This is a genomic window from Prevotella sp. E13-17, from assembly GCF_022024035.1.
GTDB lineage: Bacteria > Bacteroidota > Bacteroidia > Bacteroidales > Bacteroidaceae > Prevotella.
The window spans coordinates 2,095,877-2,118,865 of record NZ_CP091787.1 but is presented as its reverse complement, the minus strand read 5'-3'; the positions used below and the strand labels follow the sequence as shown (position 1 = coordinate 2,118,865).

Here is a 22,989-nt window from a genome sequence, read left to right as displayed (position 1 = left end):
ATTTCTGCTTGTTATGCAAGGCATGCGTCCAGCTCCTTGGTGATAAGCTCCTTGTCGAGGTGCTGACCAATGAACACCAGCTTCTGCATGCGGTCGCCGTACTGCTCGTCCCAGTCGGCACGCAGGGCTGCGTCGCGTTGCTTCATCATTTCCAGTTCGGCGGCGGGCATGGTGGCAAACCACTGTCCGGCCTGTTTGAGGCTCACCTGCTTGCCGGCCTGCTCAAAGATGTAGCACATGTCTTTCTCGTCGCTGAAGTAGCAGATGCCCTTGGCGCGAATGATGCCCTTGGGCCACTGGCGTGCCACGAAGTGGTCGAAGAGTCCCAGATTGAACGGGCGGCGCTGGTAATATACAAATGTGCCAATGCCATATTCCTCGGCTTCGCCTTCGTCGTGGTGATGATGATGGTGGTGGTGCTCGTGTTCGTCATCGTGATGATGATGTTTGTGCTCCTCGTGCTCATGGTCGTCGTCATGGTCATGATCCTCATCGTGCTCATCCTCATCCTCGTGATGGCGTTCTACCTCCTGAATCCAAGCGGCCGAGGTGGCCACACGGTCGAAGTCGAACATATTGGTGAACAGAATCTTGTCGAAGTCCACATCGCCATAGTTGCACTCAATAATCTCAGCCTTAGGCTGCAGTGTGCGTACGATTTGGCGCACACGTCCCAGTTCCTCGGCCGATACCTCGTTGGCCTTGTTGAGCAGCACGATGTTGCAGAACTCTATCTGTTGGATGACCAAGTTCTCGATGTCCTCCTCGTCGATGTCGGGGCGTGTCAGCAGTTGACCGCCTTCAAACTCATCGCGCATGCGGAGGGCATCAACCACTGTGACGATGCAATCCAGACGGGGAACTCCGTTCTCCACCACTTCGGGTGCCATTGAGGGAATAGAGCAGATGGTCTGTGCGATGGGGCCAGGCTCGCAGATGCCGCTGGCTTCGATGACGATGTAGTCGAAACGCTGCATCTGGATGATGTCTTGCAGCTGTTGCACCAGATCCATCTTCAGCGTGCAGCAGATGCAGCCATTCTGTAGTGCCACCAGCGAATCGTCTTGCTGGTTCACAATGCCGCCCTGCTGTATCAGTGAAGCATCGATGTTTACCTCGCCAATATCGTTGACGATGACGGCAAACTTAATGCCCTTGTTGTTGCTCAAAATCCTGTTTAGTAAAGTTGTCTTTCCGCTGCCCAGATAGCCTGTAAGCAGTAATACGGGTGTTTCCTTCATCTTAGTTTTTTCCTTTCATTAATGTTTGATGTATGGTGTTGTCTCTTTAGCAGAGCTCCACCTTGTTGATATCCTGTTCTTTTTCGCAGTAGTGGCATGTCAGTATGCCATCAGTCACGTGGAAGTAGGTGCTCATGGGCTCGTTGTTGGTGATGCACTTCGGGTTGTTGCATCTGACGATGCCATGTATTTCGTCGGGTGTGATCACTTGTTTCTTTTCAACCACCTCAAAGTCCTTGATGATGTTCAGCACGATGTTGGGTGCAACGACGCTCAGTCTGCTGATCTCTTCGTCGGTGAAGAACTTGTCTTCCACTTTGATGATGCCCTTCTTTCCCAGTTTCTTTGACAAGTAGTTGTAGCCGATGGTGACGGGCGTTTCCTGATGATGCAGGTCCAGTAACTGTGCCACCTGGTAGGTTTTGTCGCTGGGTATGTGGTCTATAACGGTGCCGTTCTTGATGGCGGCAACGAGCATTTCTTTCTTGTTCATAGTGTGTTCACTCAATAATTGTTTTGTCGTTCTTAACCTCATCGAGCGTGATGCCCAGCACATCACAGAAGATAGCTTCGCGTGCAAAGAGTCCGTTGCCGGCCTGCTGTATGTAGTAAGCATGTGGATTGTCGTCCACCTCGTAGGCAATCTCGTTCACGCGTGGCAGTGGGTGCAGTATCTTCATGTTGGGTTTGGCGTTCTTCAGCAGCTCGTTGTTCAGCACGTACACATTCTTGACACGTTCGTATTCCATCAGGTCAGAGAAGCGTTCCTTTTGTACGCGTGTCATATAAAGAATGTCAGCATCGGCAATCACCTTCTCGTTGAAGGCCGTGTGCTCCTGATACTTGATGCCGTGTTCATCACAATACACCTTATATTCTTTAGGCATGGCCAACTCCTTGGGTGCCACAAAGTGGAACGTGGGGTTGAAGTGGCGCATGGCCATGATGAGCGAGTGGACGGTGCGTCCGTACTTCAGATCGCCAACGAGGTAGATGTTCAGATTGTCGAGTGTGCCTTGTGTCTTGTAAATACTATACAAGTCGAGCATACATTGTGAAGGGTGCTGATGCGCTCCATCGCCTGCATTGACGATGGGGACAGGTGCAATCTCGGAGGCATATTGTGCTGCACCTTCAATATAGTGGCGCATCACGATGACGTCGGCATAGTTGCTCACCATCAAGATGGTGTCCTTGAGCGTCTCACCTTTGGTGCCACTTGTCACTTTAGGGTCGGCAAAGCCGATGACACGCGCACCAAGGCGGTTGGCAGCTGTTTCGAAAGATAGACGGGTTCTTGTACTGGGTTCAAAGAAAAGGGTAGCAACAACTTTACCCTTGAGAAGTTCACGGTTTGGATGCTTTTCAAACTCCTGTGCCAATTCAATCATGTAGAGAATCTTTTCCCTAGTGAGATTGGCAATGGTGACGAAATTATGCTTGTCCATAATTGGCATTTATTTTTTCGTCTGCAAAGGTACGAAAAATAAAGTAAAAGTGAGTAGTGTATGGTGAAAAATTAATATTCTTTTCTTTTTCGGTTTTTTTTTTATTATCTTTGCAGCCGCAAACATTTATTCATTAATTAAATTAAGGAGAAAGAAATGAAAGCATTCGTTTTCCCTGGTCAGGGAGCGCAGTTCGTAGGAATGGGTAAGGACCTCTACGACAACAACGCAACAGCAAAAGAGTTGTTTGAAAAAGCTAACGAGATTCTGGGCTACAGAATTACTGATATTATGTTCGAGGGTACCGACGAAGACCTGAAGCAGACCAAGGTGACACAGCCTGCTGTGTTCCTCCACTCGGTTATCTCGGCTATCTGCATGGGCGATGCTTTCCAGCCTGCCATGACTGCGGGTCACTCGCTGGGTGAGTTCTCTGCGCTGGTTGCTGCTGGTGCATTGTCTTTCGAGGATGGACTGAAACTGGTCTATGCACGTGCAATGGCTATGCAAAAGGCTTGCGAGGCTGCTCCCTCAACAATGGCTGCCATCATTGGTCTGCCCGACGAGAAGGTGGAAGAGGTATGCGCAGGTATCAACCGCGAGGGTAATATCGTGGTTTGTGCTAACTATAACAATCCTGGTCAGTTGGTCATCTCTGGTAATGTAGAGGCTATCAACGAGGCATGCGAGCAGCTGAAGGCTGCTGGCGCTAAGCGTGCTCTGCCCCTGAAGGTGGGCGGCGCATTCCATAGCCCACTGATGCAACCTGCAAAGGATGAACTGCAGGCAGCCATCGAGAATACTCAGTTCCAGACCCCCAAGTGCCCCATCTATCAGAATGTGGATGGTAAGCCTCATACGGATCCTGCAGAGATCAAGCAGAACCTGATTGCTCAGCTTACCTCTTCTGTGCGTTGGACCCAGTGTGTGCAGAACATGATTGCCGATGGTGCTGATGACTTCACCGAATGCGGTCCTGGCAAAGCACTGCAGGGCATGATTGCCAAAATTAACAAAGAAGTAAATGCTCATGGCATCGAATAAGATTATTATCTATCAGATTTTCACCCGTCTCTATGGTAATCGTAACAATAACCGTATTGTTAATGGTACGATAGAAGAAAATGGTTGTGGAAAACTGAACGACATCACGCCCAGCACCCTGAAGAACATCAGGGAGCTGGGCGTGAGTCATATTTGGTTCACCGGCGTGATACGTCATGCCACACAGACAGACTACTCAAAATATGGCATCCCCCGACAGCATCCTGCTGTGGTGAAGGGTAGGGCAGGCTCGCCTTATGCCATCACAGACTACTACGACATTGCCCCCGACTTGGCAGTGCGCATAGACAAGCGCATGGAGGAGTTTGAGGCATTGGTGGCTCGCACGCATCGTGCCGGACTCAAGATAATCATCGATTTTGTTCCTAATCATGTGGCACGCCAGTATAAGAGCATCTGCAAACCTGATGGCGTGCGCGATCTGGGTGAAGATGATAACCCCTCTGTGGGTTTTGATCCCGTGAGAAACAATTTCTACTACTGTCCCGGACAGCAGTTTACACCCTATTTTGATCTCTATCATGATGAAGAGGAGCCTTATACCGAGATGCCCGCCAAGGCAACGGGTAATGATTGTTTCAACAACTCACCTGGTCGAAACGACTGGTATGAGACGGTGAAACTGAACTACGGACGCGACTACAACGGCACATGGTCTATGTTGGACGAGCGCTGTTCGACATGGCATAAAATGCTCGATATATTGCTGTTCTGGGCAGGGAAAGGTGTTGATGCCTTCCGTTGTGATATGGCAGAGATGGTGCCCGCCGAGTTTTGGGCATGGGCCACCGCTAAGGTGCGTGAGCAGTACCCTTATATTCGTTTTATTGGTGAAGTCTATAATCCCAATGAGTATCGTCACTACATTGCTTCGGGCTTCGACTACCTCTACGATAAAGTGGGGATGTATGATGCTATGCGCGATGTCATCTGCCATCGTCGTGGTACTGATGCTATCACTTGGGCTTGGCAACAAACCGATGATATCCGTGACCACATGCTTTATTTCCTGGAGAATCATGATGAACAACGCATTGCCAGCGACTTCTTTGCTGGTTGTGGCGAGAAGGCAGTGCCGGCATTGGTAGTCAATGCACTGATGCAGAAGAATCCCTTTATGGTCTATGCAGGGCAGGAGTGGGGCGAGCGCGGCATGGATGCCGAGGGCTATAGCGGACGTGATGGCAGAACAACGATCTTTGATTATTGGTCGTTTGAATCAACATATTCGCCATTGGTTAACGTCTATACAAAGGTGTTGAATATCGCTCGTTCGGAAAAGGCTGTGGCTGAAGGGCAAATGTTTGATGTGATGTATGCCAATACGCAATACTATCGTCAATATGCTTTCATCCGCAAGGCGGGTAAGGAGATGTTGCTGGTCGTTGCCAACTTCGATGACGAACCTGTTGAGATGCATCTCAACATACCTGATTATGCTTTTGATTTTTTGGAAATACAGGAGAAAGCCTACAAGGTTCAAGAGCTGTTGAGCGACAACCAGATGTCGGTTGTGCTGATGCGTGGCAACAATCCCGTATCGATCAAGTTGGAAGCACGTGGCGCTGTGGTACTTAAAATGAAATGAAGATGGAAGAGTACGTGTTGAACGAACATCATAAGGAGGAATTTCCGCCGGCTCATACGGCTGAACATCTGCTCAATCAAACCATGATTCGGCTCTTTGGGTGTGGACGCAGCTATAATGCGCATGTGGAGAGAAAGAAAAGCAAGATGAGCTTCCACTTGGATCATAAGCCTTCGCGCCAGGAAGAGAAAGAGATAGAACGCAGGATGAATGAGCTGATAGCAGAGGATCTGCCGGTGAAGTATGAGTTTGTGACGCGAGATGATATTCCAGGAGGTGTGGTGCTGGACCGCCTGCCAGCCGATGCCAGCGAGACGATTCGACTGGTGCGTATTGGCGACTATGATGTGTGTCCGTGTATTGGCAAGCATGTGCGCTCGACGGCTCAGATAGGTCGTTTTGAAATGCTGGGAACTAATTGGGACGAGGCAGAGCGCTCTTTTCGTGTGCGATTTAAAATCGTATGACTTTCTGACGAAGGAAAAATGGAATCGCAACGTTAGAAAAATAGCTCCCTATTGATTAGAGAGCTATTTCCATATATACTGGATAGTGGTCGGAGTAACTTAAATTCTGTTTGTAGTAGTCAATGCCATCCATCGACTTGTCGTGGAAGATGTAGTCGATGCGCACGCTCTTTGCGCCTCGATAGGTGAACATGAAGCCTTCGCCACACTCTTTGAATCCATCTTCCAAATCGCCTAGCATGGTCTTATAGACGTAAGAGTAGGGCACATCGTTGAAGTCTCCGCACACAATTACTGGATGGGGTGAGTCAGCAATCTGTTTGGCCACCATGTCGGCTTGCTGGGCACGAACGGCCATACCCATTGTGTAATTGCCCCAAAGGGCTCTAATGATAGAATTCTCTTCAACCTCGAGCCCCTGTGCTTGAATCTTGGCAACATTATGTATCGTGCGATTGAAACCTGTCGTCTCCAGATGTACGTTGAACACGCGTACCATCTTCCCCTTGATGCTGATGTCTGCCCACATGGCACTATTGTTTGTGTGACTGCCAAATGAAATGGTTTCAAAACCTTTAATGGGGTAGCGACTATAGATCACCATGTCGTCATAGCCTGTAGCCATGAAAGGGAATTTCTCCTTGTATTTGTCTGAATTCAGCTTGTCGCCACTGGTGTTCAGATATTCTTGCATGCAAAGTATATCTACATCGTGCTTCTTCATTTCCGACAGAATGTCCTCGGCTTTGAAACCTGATGTCTCTCGCCCAAAGCGTGCCACATTATAGGTGGCAACAGTCAGTGCGTTACTTGTATTCTTCCACCCTTTGAATATTTTGACTTGGTACAATGTGCCCATATACGGAATGCTGAAGAGTATGGCAATGATTGGCATCGGTGTCCAATGCCAATGACGGCGTATCGACCAGAATATCAGTGTGATAACATTTCCTGCAATAAGTATTGGTAGAATGTAAACCAACATGGCCAAGGCAGTACTGCTGGTGGGGTCTGCACTGCCGCCAAAGATACCAAACAAAGTGAAGGTTGCCATCAGCATGGTGACAACCAATATCATGAATGAAATAAACTTGTAGATTGCTTTCTTGCCCATGCAACTTAATCTCCGATGAATTTCTTTATGGTTTCTAATAACTCTTCAACTTTGAAGGGCTTTGCCAAGAAAAGATCGCATCCAGCAGCCTTTGCTTCCTGAATATTCTCGTTGAAAGCATAGGCACTCAGTGCAATGATTGGTGTGTCGGGATTTATTTCTTTGATAATACGTGTAGCATCGAGACCATCCATCTCAGGCATACGGATATCCATCAGAATGAGGTCGGGTTTCTCTTCCTCGTTCAGTGTCACAGCCTCAATGCCATTGTGAGCTCTAAGCAGACGATAGCGCTTCTGGAGGACGATGCGCACCAACTCATAGTTGCTCTCTTCGTCTTCTGCCACTAAGACTTTCTTTAACTCAGAATCATCTTTGCGGTTGCTGACACGCAGCGTACGCATGTTCTGTGTCGTGGTGCGGCCAGTCATGCTCAGTCCGCCAAACGAGCCATGGAATGGCAACGTGAAGGTGAACGTAGAGCCTTCGTTCACTTTTGACTTGACGGTGATGCGTCCGCCCATCTTCTCAACGATAATCCGACACAGTGCTAAGCCCAGACCGTAGCCTTTCTGATGTTCTGCGTCTTTGGAGGCATAGGTGTCGAAAATTTTGTCTATGAACTCGGGGGGGATGCCAGAGCCTGTGTCGCTGACATAAAATTCAATGGTAGAACCCTCGTTAATCAAGCGGTAACCGTATGTTATGGTGCCCTTAGGCGTGTGCTTTAATGCGTTGGAAATAAGGTTTGAGAATACTTGAGTCAGGCGGTTTTCGTCGGTTGTCATCACAACAGGCATGTTGGGCTTTGTCCATGTCAGGTTGACTGACTCTGAACAACGGAACTTGAACAACTGCTTGATGCTGCTCATCAAACTGTTGAGGTCTGTAGATGTGTTTTTAATAACGATTTCGCCTGATTCTACTCTTGAAAGATCAAGGATTTCGTTAACCAGACTTAACAAGCGACTGTTGTTACTTTCAATAATTTCCATGTAAGTCATTCGCTCGTCAAACGAATCGGTCTCAGCCATAATCCTCGAGAAACCTTCAATGGCATTCAAGGGGGTTCTGATTTCATGAGACATGTTTGCTAGGAATAATGATTTCATGCGGCTGGCCTTCTCGGCTTTAGCTGCTTTCTCCTCATATTCCTTTAGTTTTTTGTTTGCCAATTCTAACTCTTGGTAGGCCATGTTAAGTCTATGACTGGCGTCGGCAAACTTCTGTTCTAATATTTCTTTTTCGTCGTGACTCATTGTCGATTTTGCGCTGACTTACTATCTATAGATAATTCTGTATGCAAAATTACTGCTTTTTTTGAAAACTTGCAAGAATAATAATGTTTTTTTTCAAATATCATCCTCTTTTTGCTTTTTCCCACATTCCACTATTATTATGGCCGGTTAAATAGAAAAAGCCTTTGAAGACATTTATGTTCATAAAGAGGAAATAATAGGGGGTGTAGAGAAGACGGTGCTTGCGACCTTTTTGGGCCATCCACCATCCGGCAATCGCTGCTGTGTAGAACAGCATCTGAGCTATGGCGGTGAGGTCGTAGATGATGCCAGCACGACAGACGGTCAGTATGATGTTGATGGGAATTAATAGTAGCATGGCTATTGGTGTAAGGCTCCAACGCAACACGCGATGAGAAATAAACTGAAAGGCTACTTTGGGGTGGGCGAATGGATTCATCAAACTGCGCAGCCACCAGATGCTTTGCAGTCCTCCGGCAGCTATCCTGCGCTTTCGTTTCGATTCCTCGGTCATGTCGGCTGATCCATATTCCACAGCGTATGCTTGGTGGGTGTAGGCTATGCGATGGCCGTCTTTCACCATCAACATGGAAATCATGAAATCGTCGAGCAAAGCATTGGATGGCGCCTCGTGATAGTCGCTCATCTTGACGGCAAACAGTTCGCCGGCGGCTCCCATTGCCGAATAGAGTTCGCTGTCCCATCGCTTCAGGGTGCTTTCGTACTTCCAGTAGAGACCTTCACCTTCAGAGGCCACTTGTCCGTAATGTCGTGCGGTGACCCGTTTCTCTCCAGATACACAGCTTACGTTGTTTTTCAGGAACTGTCTTACTATTTCGCGAATGGCATCTGCGTTGAGCATGGTGTTGGCGTCTGTGAATATCACATACTCTGCATCATTGTTTTCAAGACCGTGTTTGATGGCTGCAGCCTTGCCCATTCTTTCGGGTTGGAATACGATTTTTACGTTGGGGTAGCTCTGCAGCTTTTCATAAGAACGGTCTGTGCTTCCGTCAATGACCCACATGACGGTCAGTTTGTCTTGTGGATAGTTTAACTGAGCGATGTTTGCCATCTTCTCTTCAATGATGTCCTGCTCGTTGTAGGCACATATCATCAGGGTTACTGGAGGAAGCAGTTGTTCGTTGGATGGTAGAGATGGTTCAGTACTGTTAGAAATGAACAGTCGTTTGATTTTCAGAATGATGAAAAGAATGACTCCGTACCCTACGTAGGTGTAGAGTACGAGAGTCAATAGTGTCCAAAATAATATTTTCAGTGTGAGCATCCTTATGCTATTTGTTGATAACCACCTTGCGGCCATTGATGATGTAAAGGCCTCGTGACAAGTCGTTTAGTTTGTTTATGTTTTGTAGTATCAGTCGTCCGTCTATGCTGTAAACATTGAATGTCTTGGACGTGGCGGCCATAGGTGTACGAATGTCGGTGGAAATGGTTTCTGCATCCATGTTGCCATAGAAATGAAGACGGAAATTGTCGAAACAGCACCAATAGTTTGATGGCATGTTGGTGGTTCGAAGTCCTATCTTTAAGTTACTGCCGTTCTTGGCAACCGATGTGATGAGGCTATTGTTGTAGCAGCCTTTGGCAAAATAAGCACTCGAAGATGCCATGTTGTTAGGTATGAACTTGTCGCTTACTTGTATGTCGCCTGCTGCCACTCTGCTATTTTGCGCTTCAGTGGCAATGTGGGCCAACTTCTGGAATTGCGAGCCTGTATAGAATACTACAGATACATTGTCGGTGCCCGATAAATAGTCGTTGTAGGCTGTTGCGGAAGTACCAGGGCGGCAGAATCCCTGTACGTTGACGGTATAATTGCCAGCGGGTAACTGATTGATAGTCTGGTTGATGTCGAACGTTTTTTGAAAGAACTCTGCGCATGAATTACTGATGGTGGGTTCTTCCGACCAGCCATCAGCAGAATCGAAGCCTGGGTTGGTGATCATGAATGTCAGATCGAAAGGTCGCTTTGCGTCTGTTGGGGTGACATTGCAGAGAAAATGGTAAGTGGCCTGTTTGATGTCGTCGGTTAACGATGATAGTTCAGTGGTACTGCTGCCATTTTCCAATGCACTTTCTGTGGCGTGGATGACTTTTGCGAAAGTATCGTCAGTGCCCTCAACGAGTTCTTGGTGAGGAACGTCGAGAAGAGGTTTGACTTCCTGGACTTTTACGGCAATCTTTTGCTTGAGTTGATCGAGTGCTGCCGTCTCCATACCATTGAGCTCGTCGGCCTTGAGTATCAGCCAGCGTTGCTCTTTAGCAGCATTAGTGATGTCGAAGCCTTTTCCGCTGATTCCTCCAGTATTAGTTGCAGTCAGCGTTTTCGGTGTCCAGGTGTTGTCTGGGCGAATGATCCAATAACCGCGTTTTGCATTCTTGCCTGTGCCAATATCTTCTCGTCCCTTCATCACTTGAAAATTTTCGGTGTTTCCTGGATTTTTGACGTCAGAGGTGCGAAACAGTAAGTTGTAAGTAAGGTAGCGTCCGGTGGCAACATTTCGGAACTGATAGTATTGGTTGTCTGGGGTGAACGAGATGTACCATGCCAAGCTGTCGTTCTTCACTGCATCCTGAGCACTGATGGCAATGTTTTTGAGCGTTCCCTTATCGCTGATGCCCAGATAGGATGTGTAAAGGCCACAGTCGCTTGACTCGTTTTTTAAGTAATACTTCGTGTCATCGTTGTGATCGAAGGCATAGTAGGGCTCGGCAAAAAGACTTTTGGTGTGCTGAAGACCATCCTCGCCTAAAGCCTGGCATACCAATCCATTAGCAATGTAAAGTGATTCAGAGCCGGTGTCCTCTTGTGCGCCATTGATGCCGAAGGGCCACAGGTGTTGATAGTCGCCATTCAGAGTCGCCGTATTGTTGTTGGCTAGAAAGCGCATGAGCTCCGTGACACGTTCTCCCAGCCATAAGCCTGTACCGTTGCCATCACCATTAACGCCTGAACGAAGAGTGTGGCGGCTCCATTCTGTATCATTCCAAGGTATAACGCCAATACCGTGAAGCATCTCGTGGAGAATGGTTCCGGTACGCTGATATGAGGTGTTGCTGCCCACCCGAATCCAGCCGCCATAGGAACAGTCGGCTGTTTTTACGTCGGCATCGTATCCAACTCTCGATGAAAAACCCTTTATCTCGGTCAGGTTGTTCCAATACTCAACGGCTTTTTCTGATGCCTGCTTGATACGGTTGTAGGTAGCTTCGTCACCACCGCTTCGCATTTGGAGGGTGATGGTGCCCATGGGGAGTGTGTAGAACTTTATCTCTTCTCCGTATCCTACTGAGCCATCGCTGGCTTTCGCATAGGCACGCATGTAGTATTTGGTGGCAGGAGTTAGGTCTTTTAACCAATAGATGCCAGCCTGTAGTTCGCTGCCGTGAGCAGGTAGGAGGGTGGTCGTTTTCGAATCTTCTATCGTGGACTGAGGATGCTCACTCCAGCAAATACCTCTTTCGGAAATCGTAGTGCCTGTTGCCGCTTTAAATGACTGGATTCGTGCAAAGGCCATCGTTGCTCCACGTGCAAAGCGTGGATTGGTTATGACTGTGGGCGCCTGGGCATGAAGTAGGGGTAGGGTGGCCACAGTGAATGCAAATGTAGTTAGGAAACGTGTTAGTGTCATTTTATAAGTGTCAGTTAGTAAAAAGTTTATGAGTGCAAAGATACGAAGTTTTTTTTGATTTTCATAACATGCTGGAGAAAATGTGGCATTTCGCGCGAACAATAATAATATATAAATGGCATCAGGAGCGAAAAGTGAAAATCGAAAATTGTCACGTCGGCATTGCAATTTTTCCTTATTTTGTTTGGCAATATGCGAAAAATCACGTAACTTTGCGCAATATAAAACAAAAATATTATTGTTAATCGTTATAAAAACTAACTTTATGAGTCAAAAAAGAGTTTACCTCTTCGGCAATGGCAAGGCCGAAGGTAATGCAAAGATGCGCGAGGAACTCGGTGGCAAGGGAGCAAACCTTGCTGAGATGAACCACATTGGTGTGCCTGTTCCTCCTGGTTTTACAATTACTACTGACTGCTGTAATGAATATTATCAGGTCGGACAGCAGAAGATTATGGAGTTGCTGAATGATGACGTGATGGCAGCTGTAAAGCATATCGAGAACTTGATGAACTGCAAGTTTGGTGATGCTAAGAACCCATTGCTGGTTTCTGTCCGTTCAGGTGCTCGTGCTTCTATGCCTGGTATGATGGATACTATCCTAAACTTAGGTCTGAACGACGAAGTGGCTGAGGGTATGGCCGCTAAGACAAATAATCCTCACTTTGTGTACGACTCATATCGCCGTTTCGTACAGATGTACGGTGACGTTGTACTGGAGATGAAACCTGTAAACAAGACCGATATTGATCCATTCGAAGAGATTATCGAAAAAGTGAAGAAAGAGAGCGGTGTCGTATTGGATAAGGATCTCTCTGTTGAGGACTTGAAGAAGCTGGTTAAGCTGTTTAAGGCTGCCATCAAAGAGCGCACTGGTAAGGACTTCCCCAACGATCCTATTGAGCAATTGTGGGGCGCTATCTGCGCCGTGTTCCGTTCTTGGATGAACGAGCGCGCTATCCTCTACCGCAAGATGGAGGGTATTCCTGACGAGTGGGGCACAGCCGTATCTGTCATGGCTATGGTATTCGGTAACATGGGTGATACCTCTGCTACTGGTGTATGCTTCAGCCGTGATGCCGCTAATGGTGAGAACCTGTTCAACGGTGAGTATCTGGTTAACGCACAGGGTGAGGACGTTGTGGCTGGTATCCGCACACCACAGCAGATCACAAAGATCGGTTCTCAGCGCTGGGCCGAACGCGCAGGTATCTCAGAGGCAGAGCGCGTAGCTAAGTATCCTTCTATGGAAGAGGCCATGCCTGAGATCTATGCTGAACTGAACAGCATTCAGGATAAACTGGAGCACCACTATCACGATATGCAGGATATGGAGTTCACCGTACAGGAGGGCAAACTGTGGTTCCTCCAGACTCGTAACGGTAAGCGCACAGGTGCTGCTATGGTGAAGATTGCCATCGACCTGCTCCATGAGGGTATGATTGACGAGAAGACTGCCATCATGCGCTGCGAGCCTCAGAAGCTCGATGAGTTGCTGCACCCTGTATTCGATAAGAAGGCTCTTGCTGCCGCTAAGGTGATTGCTCAGGGTCTGCCTGCATCGCCTGGTGCTGCCTGCGGTCAGATTGTATTCCACGCTGACGATGCAGAGGCTTGGCACAATGAAGGACATAAGGTTGTGCTCGTTCGTATCGAGACTTCTCCAGAGGACTTGGCTGGTATGGCATCTGCCGAGGGTATCCTGACTGCACGTGGTGGTATGACCTCTCACGCTGCTGTGGTTGCCCGTGGTATGGGTAAGTGTTGCGTATCGGGTGTTGGTTCTCTGAATGTAAGTTATAAGGATAAGACCGTTGAGATCGATGGTGTTGTATATAAGGAGGGTGATTATATCTCTCTGAACGGTACCACTGGTCAGGTTTATGCAGGTGAGGTGCCCACAAAGGCTGCTGAGCTGTCTGGCGACTTCAAGGAGCTGATGGACCTCTGCGATAAGTACACCAAACTGCAGGTACGTACCAATGCTGATACACCACGCGACGCACAGCTCGCTCGTGAGTTTGGTGCCAAGGGTATCGGTCTGACTCGTACAGAGCACATGTTCTTCGAGGACAAGAAGATTGTTGCTATGCGTGAGATGATCCTGGCTGACAGTGTAGCCGGACGCGAGAAGGCATTGGCAAAGTTGCTGCCTTATCAGAAGGCTGACTTCAAGGGCATCCTTGAGGCTATGGACGGTCTGCCCGTGAACATCCGTCTGCTCGATCCTCCCTTGCACGAGTTTGTTCCCCACGATCTGGCTGGTCAGGAGACCATGGCCAAGGAGATGGGTGTCAGCGTAGAGGATATCAAGCGTCGTGTTGACTCTCTGGCAGAGAACAACCCAATGCTGGGTCATCGTGGTTGCCGTCTGGGTATCACTTTCCCCGAGATCACCGCTATGCAGACAAAGGCTATTCTGGGTGCTGCTTGTGAACTGAAGAAGGAAGGTAAGAATCCTATGCCAGAAATCATGGTTCCTCTGATTGGTACACTTTATGAGTTGAAGCAGCAGAAGGAAGTTATCCAGGCTGCTGCTAAGGAAGTGTTTGCCGCTGAGGGTATAGAGGTTGAGTTCGAGATTGGTACAATGATCGAGATTCCTCGTGCAGCCCTGACTGCCGATCGCATCGCTACAGAGGCTCAGTACTTCTCATTCGGTACTAACGACCTCACTCAGATGACCTTCGGATACAGCCGTGACGACATCGCTTCATTCTTGCCCGTCTATCTGGAGAAGAAGATCCTGAAGGTTGACCCGTTCCAGGTGCTCGACCAGAAGGGTGTAGGCAAGCTCATCAAGTATGCCGTGAAGAGTGGTCGCGAAGTTCGTCCTGACCTCCGCTGCGGTATCTGTGGTGAGCATGGCGGTGAGCCTAGCTCTGTGAAGTTCTGTGCTAAGATTGGCATGAACTACGCATCTTGCTCTCCTTTCCGTGTGCCCATCGCCCGTCTTGCCGCCGCACAGGCTGCAGTTGAAGAGTAAGCAAAACTCTATATTATACTTTGAGCGCAATTCCATTCGAGAGTTGCGCTCTTTTTTTTGTTACTTATGCCCCGTACTTAGAATTTGTCTTGTTTTTAAGTCACAAAACAAGACAAACTGTATCTTTTTTGTAAAATGTTTGGTGGTACTACTTTTTATTTATATCTTTGCACTGAGTAAAATTACTCACTTCACTGAGTAAAATTTGAATTATGTACAAGAGGTCTGAATATCAAATAATTACAAGTAGGCTAAAAGAGCCAAGAAAGTTCATTCAGGTTGTTATGGGACCGCGCCAAGTGGGTAAATCTACTGTTGTTAAGCAGGTGCTTCAAGATTTGGATTTGCCTTATCAACAGTTCTCTGCCGATAATGTGCCAGCATCAAATACTGCTTGGGTGTCTAACTGTTGGGCTGCTGTTCGTAGTCTGAAGGAGAGCAAAGGCCTTGATAGTATGATTCTTGTTATCGATGAAATTCAGAAGATATCTAATTGGAGTGAGGTCGTAAAGAAGGAGTGGGATGATGATACCTTACACGATCGCAACATAAAAGTGTTGCTGCTTGGAAGTAGTCGTGTGCTTTTAGAAAAAGGACTTTCTGAGTCGTTAGGTGGGCGCTTCGAAGAAATACGCATGACTCATTGGAGCTATCCTGAAATGAAAGAGTGTTTTGGCTTTACACTCGACCAGTATCTTTTCTTTGGAGGTTATCCTGGTGCTGCGGGCCTGATAAATGAGGCTGACCGCTGGGAGCAGTATATACAGTCGGCAATCATTGATGCGACCATCAATAAGGATATCTTGATGAATACACCTATCAGTAAGCCGGCCCTTCTTCGTCAGACTTTTGAACTTGGTGCTTCTTACTCTGGCGAGATACTCTCTCTTAACAAAATGCTTGGCTCTTTACAAGATGCAGGAAACACCGTTACTCTGGCAGGTTATATTAATCTGCTTGATGAGAGTGGTATGCTGTGCGGACTTCAAAAGTATAGTATCGATACAGCCCGACGTCGAGCCAGTATTCCCAAATTTCAGGTATATAACAATGCTCTAAAGATGGTGTATAATCCTCATACGTTCAATCAGGCTATTATGGATCGCAAGGAGTGGGGGCGCATCTTTGAATCGGGGATAGGTGCTTGGATTGTCAGTCAGTCTTTTGTTCATCGTATTGAAGTGTTCTATTGGCGTGAACTTGCCGACGAGGTTGATTTTATTCTTCGCAAGAAGGGAACAGTCGTTGCCATCGAGGTAAAGAGTAATGCAGAAAAGAATACGAAAGGACTTGATAAGTTTAGAGATAAGTTCCGCCCTAAATCTGCATTTATAGTGGGTGACGGTGGTATAAGCGCTGAAGAGTTCCTTTCTATGGATATAAGGACTCTTTTCAAATAATAACTTCATACGTATATCGTTGCAGGTAATAGAGAATAGTACAAAAACAGATAAATCGGAATTTACAAATGAAACAAGTATCAGTATTAGTGGGTGCTGGTAGCATCGGACAAGCCATCATCCGTCGTGTGTCGGCTGGTAAGCACATCGTGTTGGCAGATTATAGTGAGGAGAATGCGAAACGGGCTGCAAAGACGCTTGAAGATGCAGGTTTTGAATGCTCAATTATCCAATGCGACCTTGGTTCAAAAGACGACATCCTGAAGTTGGTGGAGTTTGCCACCAACAAGGGAGACGTGACTAATGTTGTGAATGCTGCTGGTGTATCGCCCTCACAGGCTCCCGTAGCAGAAATTCTTCGCGTTGACCTCTACGGAACAAGTGTTCTGTTGGAAGAGTTCGGCAAGGTGATTGCAGAGGGTGGCTCTGGTGTGATTATCTCATCGCAAAGCGGTCATCGTCTTCCTGCTTTGCCACGGGAGCAAAACGAAGCATTGGCAACAACTCCCGTGGATGAACTGTTAGATTTGCCATTCTTAAAGGAAATCAACGACACGCTGAAAGCCTATCAATATTCCAAGCGTAGCAATGTGCTCCGTGTGATGTATGAAGCCACCCGCTGGGGCAAACGGGGTGCCACCATCAACTCCATTTCTCCTGGCATCATTATCACTCCATTGGCTAATGATGAACTGCACGGCCCACGCAAAGAGGGTTACCTGAAGATGATTGAAGGCATGCCAGCCCATCGTGCCGGTACACCCGACGAAGTTGGCGACTTGGCTGAGTTTCTCATGTCCTCACGTGGACGTTTCATCAGTGGTGCCGACCTCCTCATCGACGGTGGCTGCACAGCCAGTTACTGGTATGGCGATTTGCAATATTTGAAAACTACACATTAGTAAAAATTTTAGTCACAGTTATGAACTTTAATAAAGAGAAGAAACTGCTTTCAGAAAGATTCTACCTGACATGGGCAGGAGAACAGATGAGTTGGACGGTACGAATGACCATGAAGATGCGGGACATCGTTGACGGCGACTTGTTGCGTCAGGCTGTAGAATCAACGCGCCTGCGATATCCATACTATCAAGTGAAACTCGGCATTAGGAAAGATGCAGAAGGCACGGAATATTTTGTGTATGAAGACAACAGCGAGCCGTGGGTAGTCAGCGAAGGGGAAAAACCAGTGAGACTGATTGGCCCGGAGTCGAACAACCATCTGCTGGCCTTCTGCTGCTGGGGCGACTGCATCGCTATCGATTTCTTCCACTGCCTAACTGACGGCACAGGAGCCTATAACATCCTGCGCACCTTGCTCTATGAATATTCTTACCGTCGCTATGATGCGACATTGGATAAGGGTATGGCGAACATTCGTGTGGTTGGCGACACCATCAGCCCAGAGGAGTGGGAAGACCCAGCCGCACAGGCTAAGCCCGACCCAATGCACCCGCTACCCCTTCCAGAGCGTCTGCGCTGCATCAATCTGACCACACAGGCAAAGACGACGGTAAATGAGGACGTGGAAACTGTCAACATCCTGATAGAAGAGCAAAAGATGATGAAGTATGTGACCTCAGGCGACACGTCGCCCGCTACACTTGTGTCGCTGCTGCTTACCCGTGCCATTGCCCGTCTGCATCCCGACTTGACGGAAGGTGTGCCGATGGTGGCACTGGCCATCAACCAGCGCCCTGCCTTGGGCTGTCCGCAGGCCTGCCAATCACTGGCAGCATCGCTCCGCCTGACCCTGAACGACGAGATGCGAGGGATGGATATTGAAACGCAGCAGACCATATTCCGAGGCATGGTGGCCCTACAGTCGAACGATGACAACGTCATTGAGAATTTCTGGCAAACTCAGAATACACAAGATATGTTCGAAAAGATTCCCACCCTTGAGGGTCGCCATCAGGCAATGGCCAAAGCCTACAGTGTCGCAACATCAGCAGCCACAACCTGTGTCAGTTACGTCGGCAAGGCCAATCTGGGCGCAGCCGAACAATACGTCAGCGAGATGTACACAGAGGCCTATACGCCGTATGCCCTCACCATTGAGATGAGTGCCGTGGGCGGCACGTTCTGTATCAGCCTGATGCAGCGGTTTGCAGATGACACTTACCTTGATGCCTTCCTCAACGAACTACGCCAGACAGACCTGCCCTATCGCATTGCTACTCGCCATCCGTTGACGGTGGCACCAATAGCAAACTATCGCGTGTATAGAGGGCAATGACCCAAGGCTTTTGGGCAAAGAAATTTCCTGCATGGCGAGATGCCTGTAGCCGCAAGTCGCTATTGGAATGCCATGCATGGTAGCACATCTGAGGAAGTTTTGAAAGATGAAGAAGGATTGCAGACAATACGTGTGCTGGGGCGCAACATGGCTTTTCTTATCCGTGCCATCCATGCTGAGCGTGAGTGTGGCGGTTTGTCAGAGCAGGAATCCAGACGTATCGCAACAAACTTTATCAAGTAAGAAGATGACCGACAAAGTACAGATAGAAGCCCTCTACCGTGAGATGTATGCGGCGATGGTGGCAAAAGACACGGCAACGCTGAACCGTGTCCATGCCGATGATTTCGTGCTGACCCACATGACGGGGATGCACCAGTCAAAGCAAGAGTACATCAGGGCTATTGCAGAAGGTACGCTGAATTATTATTCAGCCGAGCATGAACAGATGGAAATCAAAGTCAACGGCAATCATGCCACCCTGACAGGTCGCAGTCGTGTAACAGCAGCTGTTTTCGGAGGCAGACGTCACATCTGGAGTTTGCAGCTTCATTTCAACCTTTCCAAGGAAGAAGGCAGGTGGTATTTTACATCTGCACGTGCTTCGACATATTGAAAATGACAATGATAACTCGTCGATTTGTAGTTTTTTTTGTATTTCGATGAGTTTCCTTTTGAATTATCCGCAGTTATCTCAAAATGTGACTTTGTTATCTCTGGTACCTTTTTTTCAGTTAAAAGGAAAGTGGAATGAGAAGGGGAGAGTATAAATTGGTTCATCTTCAGTAAAAAGAAAAATGTGTTTTGAAACATTAAGACGTTTCATTCTGCAAAGTTTAGGTTTACGTTTACCCATGTATATATACATGCCTCCCTAAACTTAAACATAAAACCTTCAATCTCCTGATTTTGGTTTACTATACCTTAATTATATATATAAGAACATCTAAACTTAAACCTAAACCCTCAAAGATGGAAACCAACTATTTCTCTTTTTATTGAAAGTATGAAATAGATATGCAGCTTTAGTTTTTTTTGTTAAAATCAAACTCATTCTGCACGAAAAATGAGAAAATGGGTCTGAATTCAAGATTATTTTGTATTTTTGCAACTAGAATGTGGCGTTTGTTCATGAAGTTCAATCTTCCGGACTTACGAAGCATTTACAGTTAACAATAGTAAGACAGCAGTCAAGCAATCTAGTGTAAAACAAAATAAAGATAAAATCAAGAAATGAGAATGAATCTGGCATTGAGCCATTTTTTTTCTGAAAAATGAGGCAAAATGAGCAGAATGAGTCTAAAAAGAGGTGCCAGTACTTTACACTAAACCTGTAAGTGGCTGATTATCAGCATCCGTTAGTCGCCGCCCAGGCAGCTGTTGAGGAGTAAGTCTTCGAGTATTGAAATTCAAGACGGCGTATATCGAAAGATGTGCGCCGTCTTTCTTTTGTTGCAGATAACAAGAAAGCCCGGCTTGATGACCGGGCCTTTCTCGTTTGTATGTTGCTTCTTTTAGAAGAAGATGCTGGAAATAATGTAGGCCACAACGGTGCTGATAGCTACGCTGATGAGTCCTGGAACCATGAATGAATGGTTGAGCACGTATTTACCGATCTTTGTGGTACCTGTGCGGTCAATGTTCACGGTGGCGATATCCGAAGGATAGTTCGGGATGAAGAAGTATCCATAAACGCAAGGCAAGGCGCCGAGCAGGATCCATCCGGGAATACCCAGTTTGTAGGCCACGGGCAGAAGAGCCACCACAACGGCTGCCTGAGAGTTGATGAGCACCGAGAAAATAAAGAACACGAGGGCGATGGCCCACGGATAATTGTCCACCATATCATCGAGCAATTCTTCCACCTCAGCCATGTGTGCGCCGAAGAAGGTGTTGGCCAGCCAAGCGATACCGTAGATGGCTACCACGGCCACCATACCCGACTGCCATACGTTGCCGGCAACGGCAGCCTTTGGCTTGGTGCCGCAGATGATGATCATCAGGGCAGCAGCCGAGATGAGGATAATCTGAATGACGAGGTACATGTGGATGGTTGCGGGGACCTTCTCTGTAACGCCAGCCATTACGATTCCGGCAGAGGCCAGATCTGATGGACTGACGGTCTTGCCAGTGGGCAATGCCACGGCGGAAGCACCTTCGATGGCCTTCACGGTGTCAAAAGCAGGGAGGATGTTCTGGGCAAATGCCAGGATGACAATCAGAACGATGGCTGCCAGGAAGATATAGACAGCCCACTTTGACTTCTTGTCAATCTGCTTGTCGAGCGTCGTAGCTGTGTTGCCGTATACGAATGCATATTGAACGGGGTCTTTGATTTTTTCAAGGAACTCAGGATCCTTATTGAGGTCCAGACCGCGGTTGTATGACCAGGAGGCGGCGGCAATGATACCACAGAGACAGGCGGGAATCGTAACGGCAACAATCTGCGGAATGCTGATGGAGAAGCCGTTAAGTCCTGAGATGGTGGAGAAGGCCACAACGGCAGCCGAGATAGGAGAGCAGACGATGGCCAGCATGGAAGCCACGGAGGCTACGGCCAACGGGCGTTCCGGTCGGATACCTTTCTTGATGGCCACATCGGTGACGATTGGCATCAGCGTGTACATTACGTGACCGGTTCCGCATGCGACAGTCAGGAAGAAAGTGCTCAACGGAGCCAGGAAAGTGATGTGCTGTGGGTGCTTGCGCAGGATGCGTTCCACAATCTGGATCATCCAATCCATACCGCCTGATGCCTGGAGCACACCGGCACAAGTGACGGCGGCCACAATGATATAGATAACGTCGGTGGGGGGTGTGCCTGGTTTCAAACCGTGGTCAAAAACGAGGATGGCAAGTCCAAGACCGGCGATGGCTCCCAGCGCAAGGCTTCCGTACTTGGAACCCAGATAAAGTGCCAGGAGAACTACTAATAATTCTATAAAGATAATCAACATAGTCAGTAAGGATTTAATAGATAATCATTGACAAGGCATAAGCCACAAGGGTACTTACCGTGACGTGAATAAGTCCGGGCATCATGAACGAGTGGTTTAGCAGATACTTACCGATGACAGTGGTACCTGAACGGTCAAAGTTCACGGTGGCGATATCCGACGGATAGTTGGGAATGAAGAAGTATCCGTAAACGCTGGGCAGAACGCCGAGCAGAACAGGTCCGGGGATTCCTAACGAGTAAGCCAGTGGCAACATAGAGACAACTACAGCGCCCTGTGAGTTGATAAGAACGGAAACGAGGAAGAAGACGAAGGCTATTGACCAGTTGTATTTGGCCACGATGTCGCCTAACATGGTCTGCATCTCGTCGGTATAATTGGAGAAGTAAGTATCGGCCAGCCATGCGATACCGAAGATTGCCACGACGGCTACCATACCCGACTGCCATACGGCTCCGCGGACGGCCTTTTGAGGAGAGGCCTTGCAGAAGAGAATCATAATGGCGGCGGCGGTAATCATCACAATCTGGATAATGACGTTCATCTTGAGTTTAACGGTAGAAACTTCTGTGATACCGGGAATGACAGCCTTGGCTTTGGCCAAAGCAGCTGCGCTGGCTACGGTTCCGTCGGAGAAGGTGAAGTCAGGAGCATCCTTGATGGCCTTTACGGTGCTGTATTCAGGAAGAATATCCTGGAAGATAGCGAAAAGCACGATGATGATGAGGGCACCGAGGAACACGAAGACGGCATTCTTGGCGCTCTGAGGGATTTCCTTGTCGAGTGTGGTGACCGAACCTCCATAGATGTATTCGCGCTGAGCTGGGTCCTGGATTCTCTTCTGGAACTCAGGATCTTTATCGAGATCGAGTCCGCGATGAAAGGAAGCGGTGGCGGCAGCCATCAGTCCGCAAAGACAAGCGGGGATGCTGACCATGAGCACCTGCGGGATGCTGATGTCGAAGCCGTTTGCATTCGAGATGGTGACGAAGGCCACTACGGCGGCAGCAATCGGAGAGCAGGTGATACCTACCTGTGAGGCAATGGAAGCGACACCGCAGGGACGTTCCGGGCGGATACCCTTCTTGATGGCAATGTCACAGATAATAGGCATCAGCGTGTAGACCACATGGCCGGTTCCTACAAGCACCGTCAGGAAGAAAGTGCAGAGAGGGGCCAGGAATGTGATGCGGTCAGGATGCTTGCGGAGCATCTTTTCTGCAATCTGAATCAGCCAGTCCATACCGCCCGATGCCTGCATGATGCCAGCACAGGTTACGGCGGCGATGATGATGTAGATTACATCCGTTGGTGGAGAACCTGGTTTCATGCCGAAACCAAATACGAGCAGGGCTAATCCGATACCGGAAATGGCACCCAACGCCAGACTTCCGTATCGGGATCCTACATAGAGCGCCAGTAGTACCACCAGCAACTCAATAATCATTAGAATCATAGAAATAAGTATTATAAGTTAGAGTTTGTAATGTATATTTTTTCTATTTCTCCGCAAATATAATAAACATTTCCTTAAGTGGTTTCTGTTGGGATGTTTTTTTTTGTTTAGGT

16 protein-coding genes and 1 pseudogene are annotated in these 22,989 nt (G+C 47.9%); 8 read left to right on the top strand and 9 right to left on the bottom strand.

Annotated elements, in window-relative coordinates; translation table 11 throughout:
• Positions 1–11: 11 nt before the first annotated feature.
• Genes L6472_RS08510 through pyrB form a run of 3 tightly spaced genes read right to left on the bottom strand, consistent with a single transcriptional unit; the run spans position 12 to position 2,689 of the window.
• Complete coding sequence (locus tag L6472_RS08510; RefSeq protein WP_237804155.1) at positions 12–1,241, bottom strand: GTP-binding protein; 1,230 nt, start codon at positions 1,239–1,241, stop codon at positions 12–14.
• Positions 1,242–1,287: 46 nt separating this feature from the next.
• A complete protein-coding gene (locus L6472_RS08505; protein ID WP_237804153.1) occupies positions 1,288–1,734 on the bottom strand; it encodes an aspartate carbamoyltransferase regulatory subunit in 447 nt (148 codons plus the stop codon).
• A gap of 7 nt (positions 1,735–1,741) precedes the next feature.
• On the bottom strand, positions 1,742–2,689 hold the full coding sequence (gene pyrB / locus L6472_RS08500; RefSeq protein WP_237804151.1) for an aspartate carbamoyltransferase: 948 nt from the start codon (positions 2,687–2,689) through the stop codon (positions 1,742–1,744).
• A gap of 156 nt (positions 2,690–2,845) precedes the next feature.
• Between pyrB and fabD the strand changes: the two genes are divergently transcribed.
• Entirely contained in the window at positions 2,846–3,733 is an 888-nt protein-coding gene (fabD, locus tag L6472_RS08495) for an ACP S-malonyltransferase (RefSeq protein ID WP_027450498.1), read from the top strand.
• A pseudogene (locus tag L6472_RS08490) lies at positions 3,720–5,809 on the top strand (alpha-amylase family glycosyl hydrolase). The gene fabD and the pseudogene L6472_RS08490 overlap by 14 nt, the downstream one beginning before the upstream one ends.
• A 55-nt stretch (positions 5,810–5,864) precedes the next feature.
• Here L6472_RS08490 and L6472_RS08480 read toward each other — a convergent pair.
• The 4 genes from L6472_RS08480 to L6472_RS08465 all read right to left on the bottom strand — a co-directional run bounded on the left by L6472_RS08480 (position 5,865) and on the right by L6472_RS08465 (position 11,838).
• Complete coding sequence (locus L6472_RS08480; RefSeq protein WP_237804145.1) at positions 5,865–6,923, bottom strand: endonuclease/exonuclease/phosphatase family protein; 1,059 nt, start codon at positions 6,921–6,923, stop codon at positions 5,865–5,867.
• A gap of 5 nt (positions 6,924–6,928) precedes the next feature.
• On the bottom strand, positions 6,929–8,182 hold the full coding sequence (locus L6472_RS08475; protein WP_237804143.1) for an ATP-binding protein: 1,254 nt from the start codon (positions 8,180–8,182) through the stop codon (positions 6,929–6,931).
• A 100-nt stretch (positions 8,183–8,282) separates the two neighbouring features.
• The gene (locus L6472_RS08470) at positions 8,283–9,470 is read right to left on the bottom strand and encodes a glycosyltransferase family 2 protein (RefSeq protein WP_237804141.1); all 1,188 of its coding nucleotides are present in this window, start codon (positions 9,468–9,470) and stop codon (positions 8,283–8,285) included.
• Between the two features lie 7 nt (positions 9,471–9,477).
• The gene (locus tag L6472_RS08465; RefSeq protein ID WP_237804139.1) at positions 9,478–11,838 is read right to left on the bottom strand and encodes a hypothetical protein; all 2,361 of its coding nucleotides are present in this window, start codon (positions 11,836–11,838) and stop codon (positions 9,478–9,480) included.
• A 265-nt stretch (positions 11,839–12,103) separates the two neighbouring features.
• Between L6472_RS08465 and ppdK the strand changes: the two genes are divergently transcribed.
• From ppdK to L6472_RS08435, 6 genes are all read left to right on the top strand, one after another.
• The gene (gene ppdK / locus L6472_RS08460) at positions 12,104–14,824 is read left to right on the top strand and encodes a pyruvate, phosphate dikinase (protein ID WP_237804137.1); all 2,721 of its coding nucleotides are present in this window, start codon (positions 12,104–12,106) and stop codon (positions 14,822–14,824) included.
• Positions 14,825–15,036: 212 nt separating this feature from the next.
• A complete protein-coding gene (locus L6472_RS08455; RefSeq protein ID WP_237804135.1) occupies positions 15,037–16,224 on the top strand; it encodes an ATP-binding protein in 1,188 nt (395 codons plus the stop codon).
• Positions 16,225–16,292: 68 nt separating this feature from the next.
• On the top strand, positions 16,293–17,126 hold the full coding sequence (locus tag L6472_RS08450; RefSeq protein ID WP_237804133.1) for an SDR family oxidoreductase: 834 nt from the start codon (positions 16,293–16,295) through the stop codon (positions 17,124–17,126).
• A gap of 20 nt (positions 17,127–17,146) precedes the next feature.
• Positions 17,147–18,463: a hypothetical protein gene (locus tag L6472_RS08445; protein WP_237804131.1), complete on the top strand. Its 1,317-nt coding sequence runs from the start codon at positions 17,147–17,149 to the stop codon at positions 18,461–18,463.
• Positions 18,464–18,502: 39 nt separating this feature from the next.
• On the top strand, positions 18,503–18,706 hold the full coding sequence (locus L6472_RS08440; protein ID WP_237804129.1) for a hypothetical protein: 204 nt from the start codon (positions 18,503–18,505) through the stop codon (positions 18,704–18,706).
• 4 nt (positions 18,707–18,710) lie between these two features.
• The gene (locus L6472_RS08435) at positions 18,711–19,079 is read left to right on the top strand and encodes a nuclear transport factor 2 family protein (protein ID WP_237804127.1); all 369 of its coding nucleotides are present in this window, start codon (positions 18,711–18,713) and stop codon (positions 19,077–19,079) included.
• 898 nt (positions 19,080–19,977) lie between these two features.
• Here the strand turns inward: L6472_RS08435 and L6472_RS08430 are convergent.
• Complete coding sequence (locus L6472_RS08430; RefSeq protein WP_237804125.1) at positions 19,978–21,420, bottom strand: anaerobic C4-dicarboxylate transporter; 1,443 nt, start codon at positions 21,418–21,420, stop codon at positions 19,978–19,980.
• A 13-nt stretch (positions 21,421–21,433) separates the two neighbouring features.
• Entirely contained in the window at positions 21,434–22,876 is a 1,443-nt protein-coding gene (locus tag L6472_RS08425) for an anaerobic C4-dicarboxylate transporter (RefSeq protein WP_237804123.1), read from the bottom strand.
• Positions 22,877–22,989 lie beyond the last annotated feature (113 nt).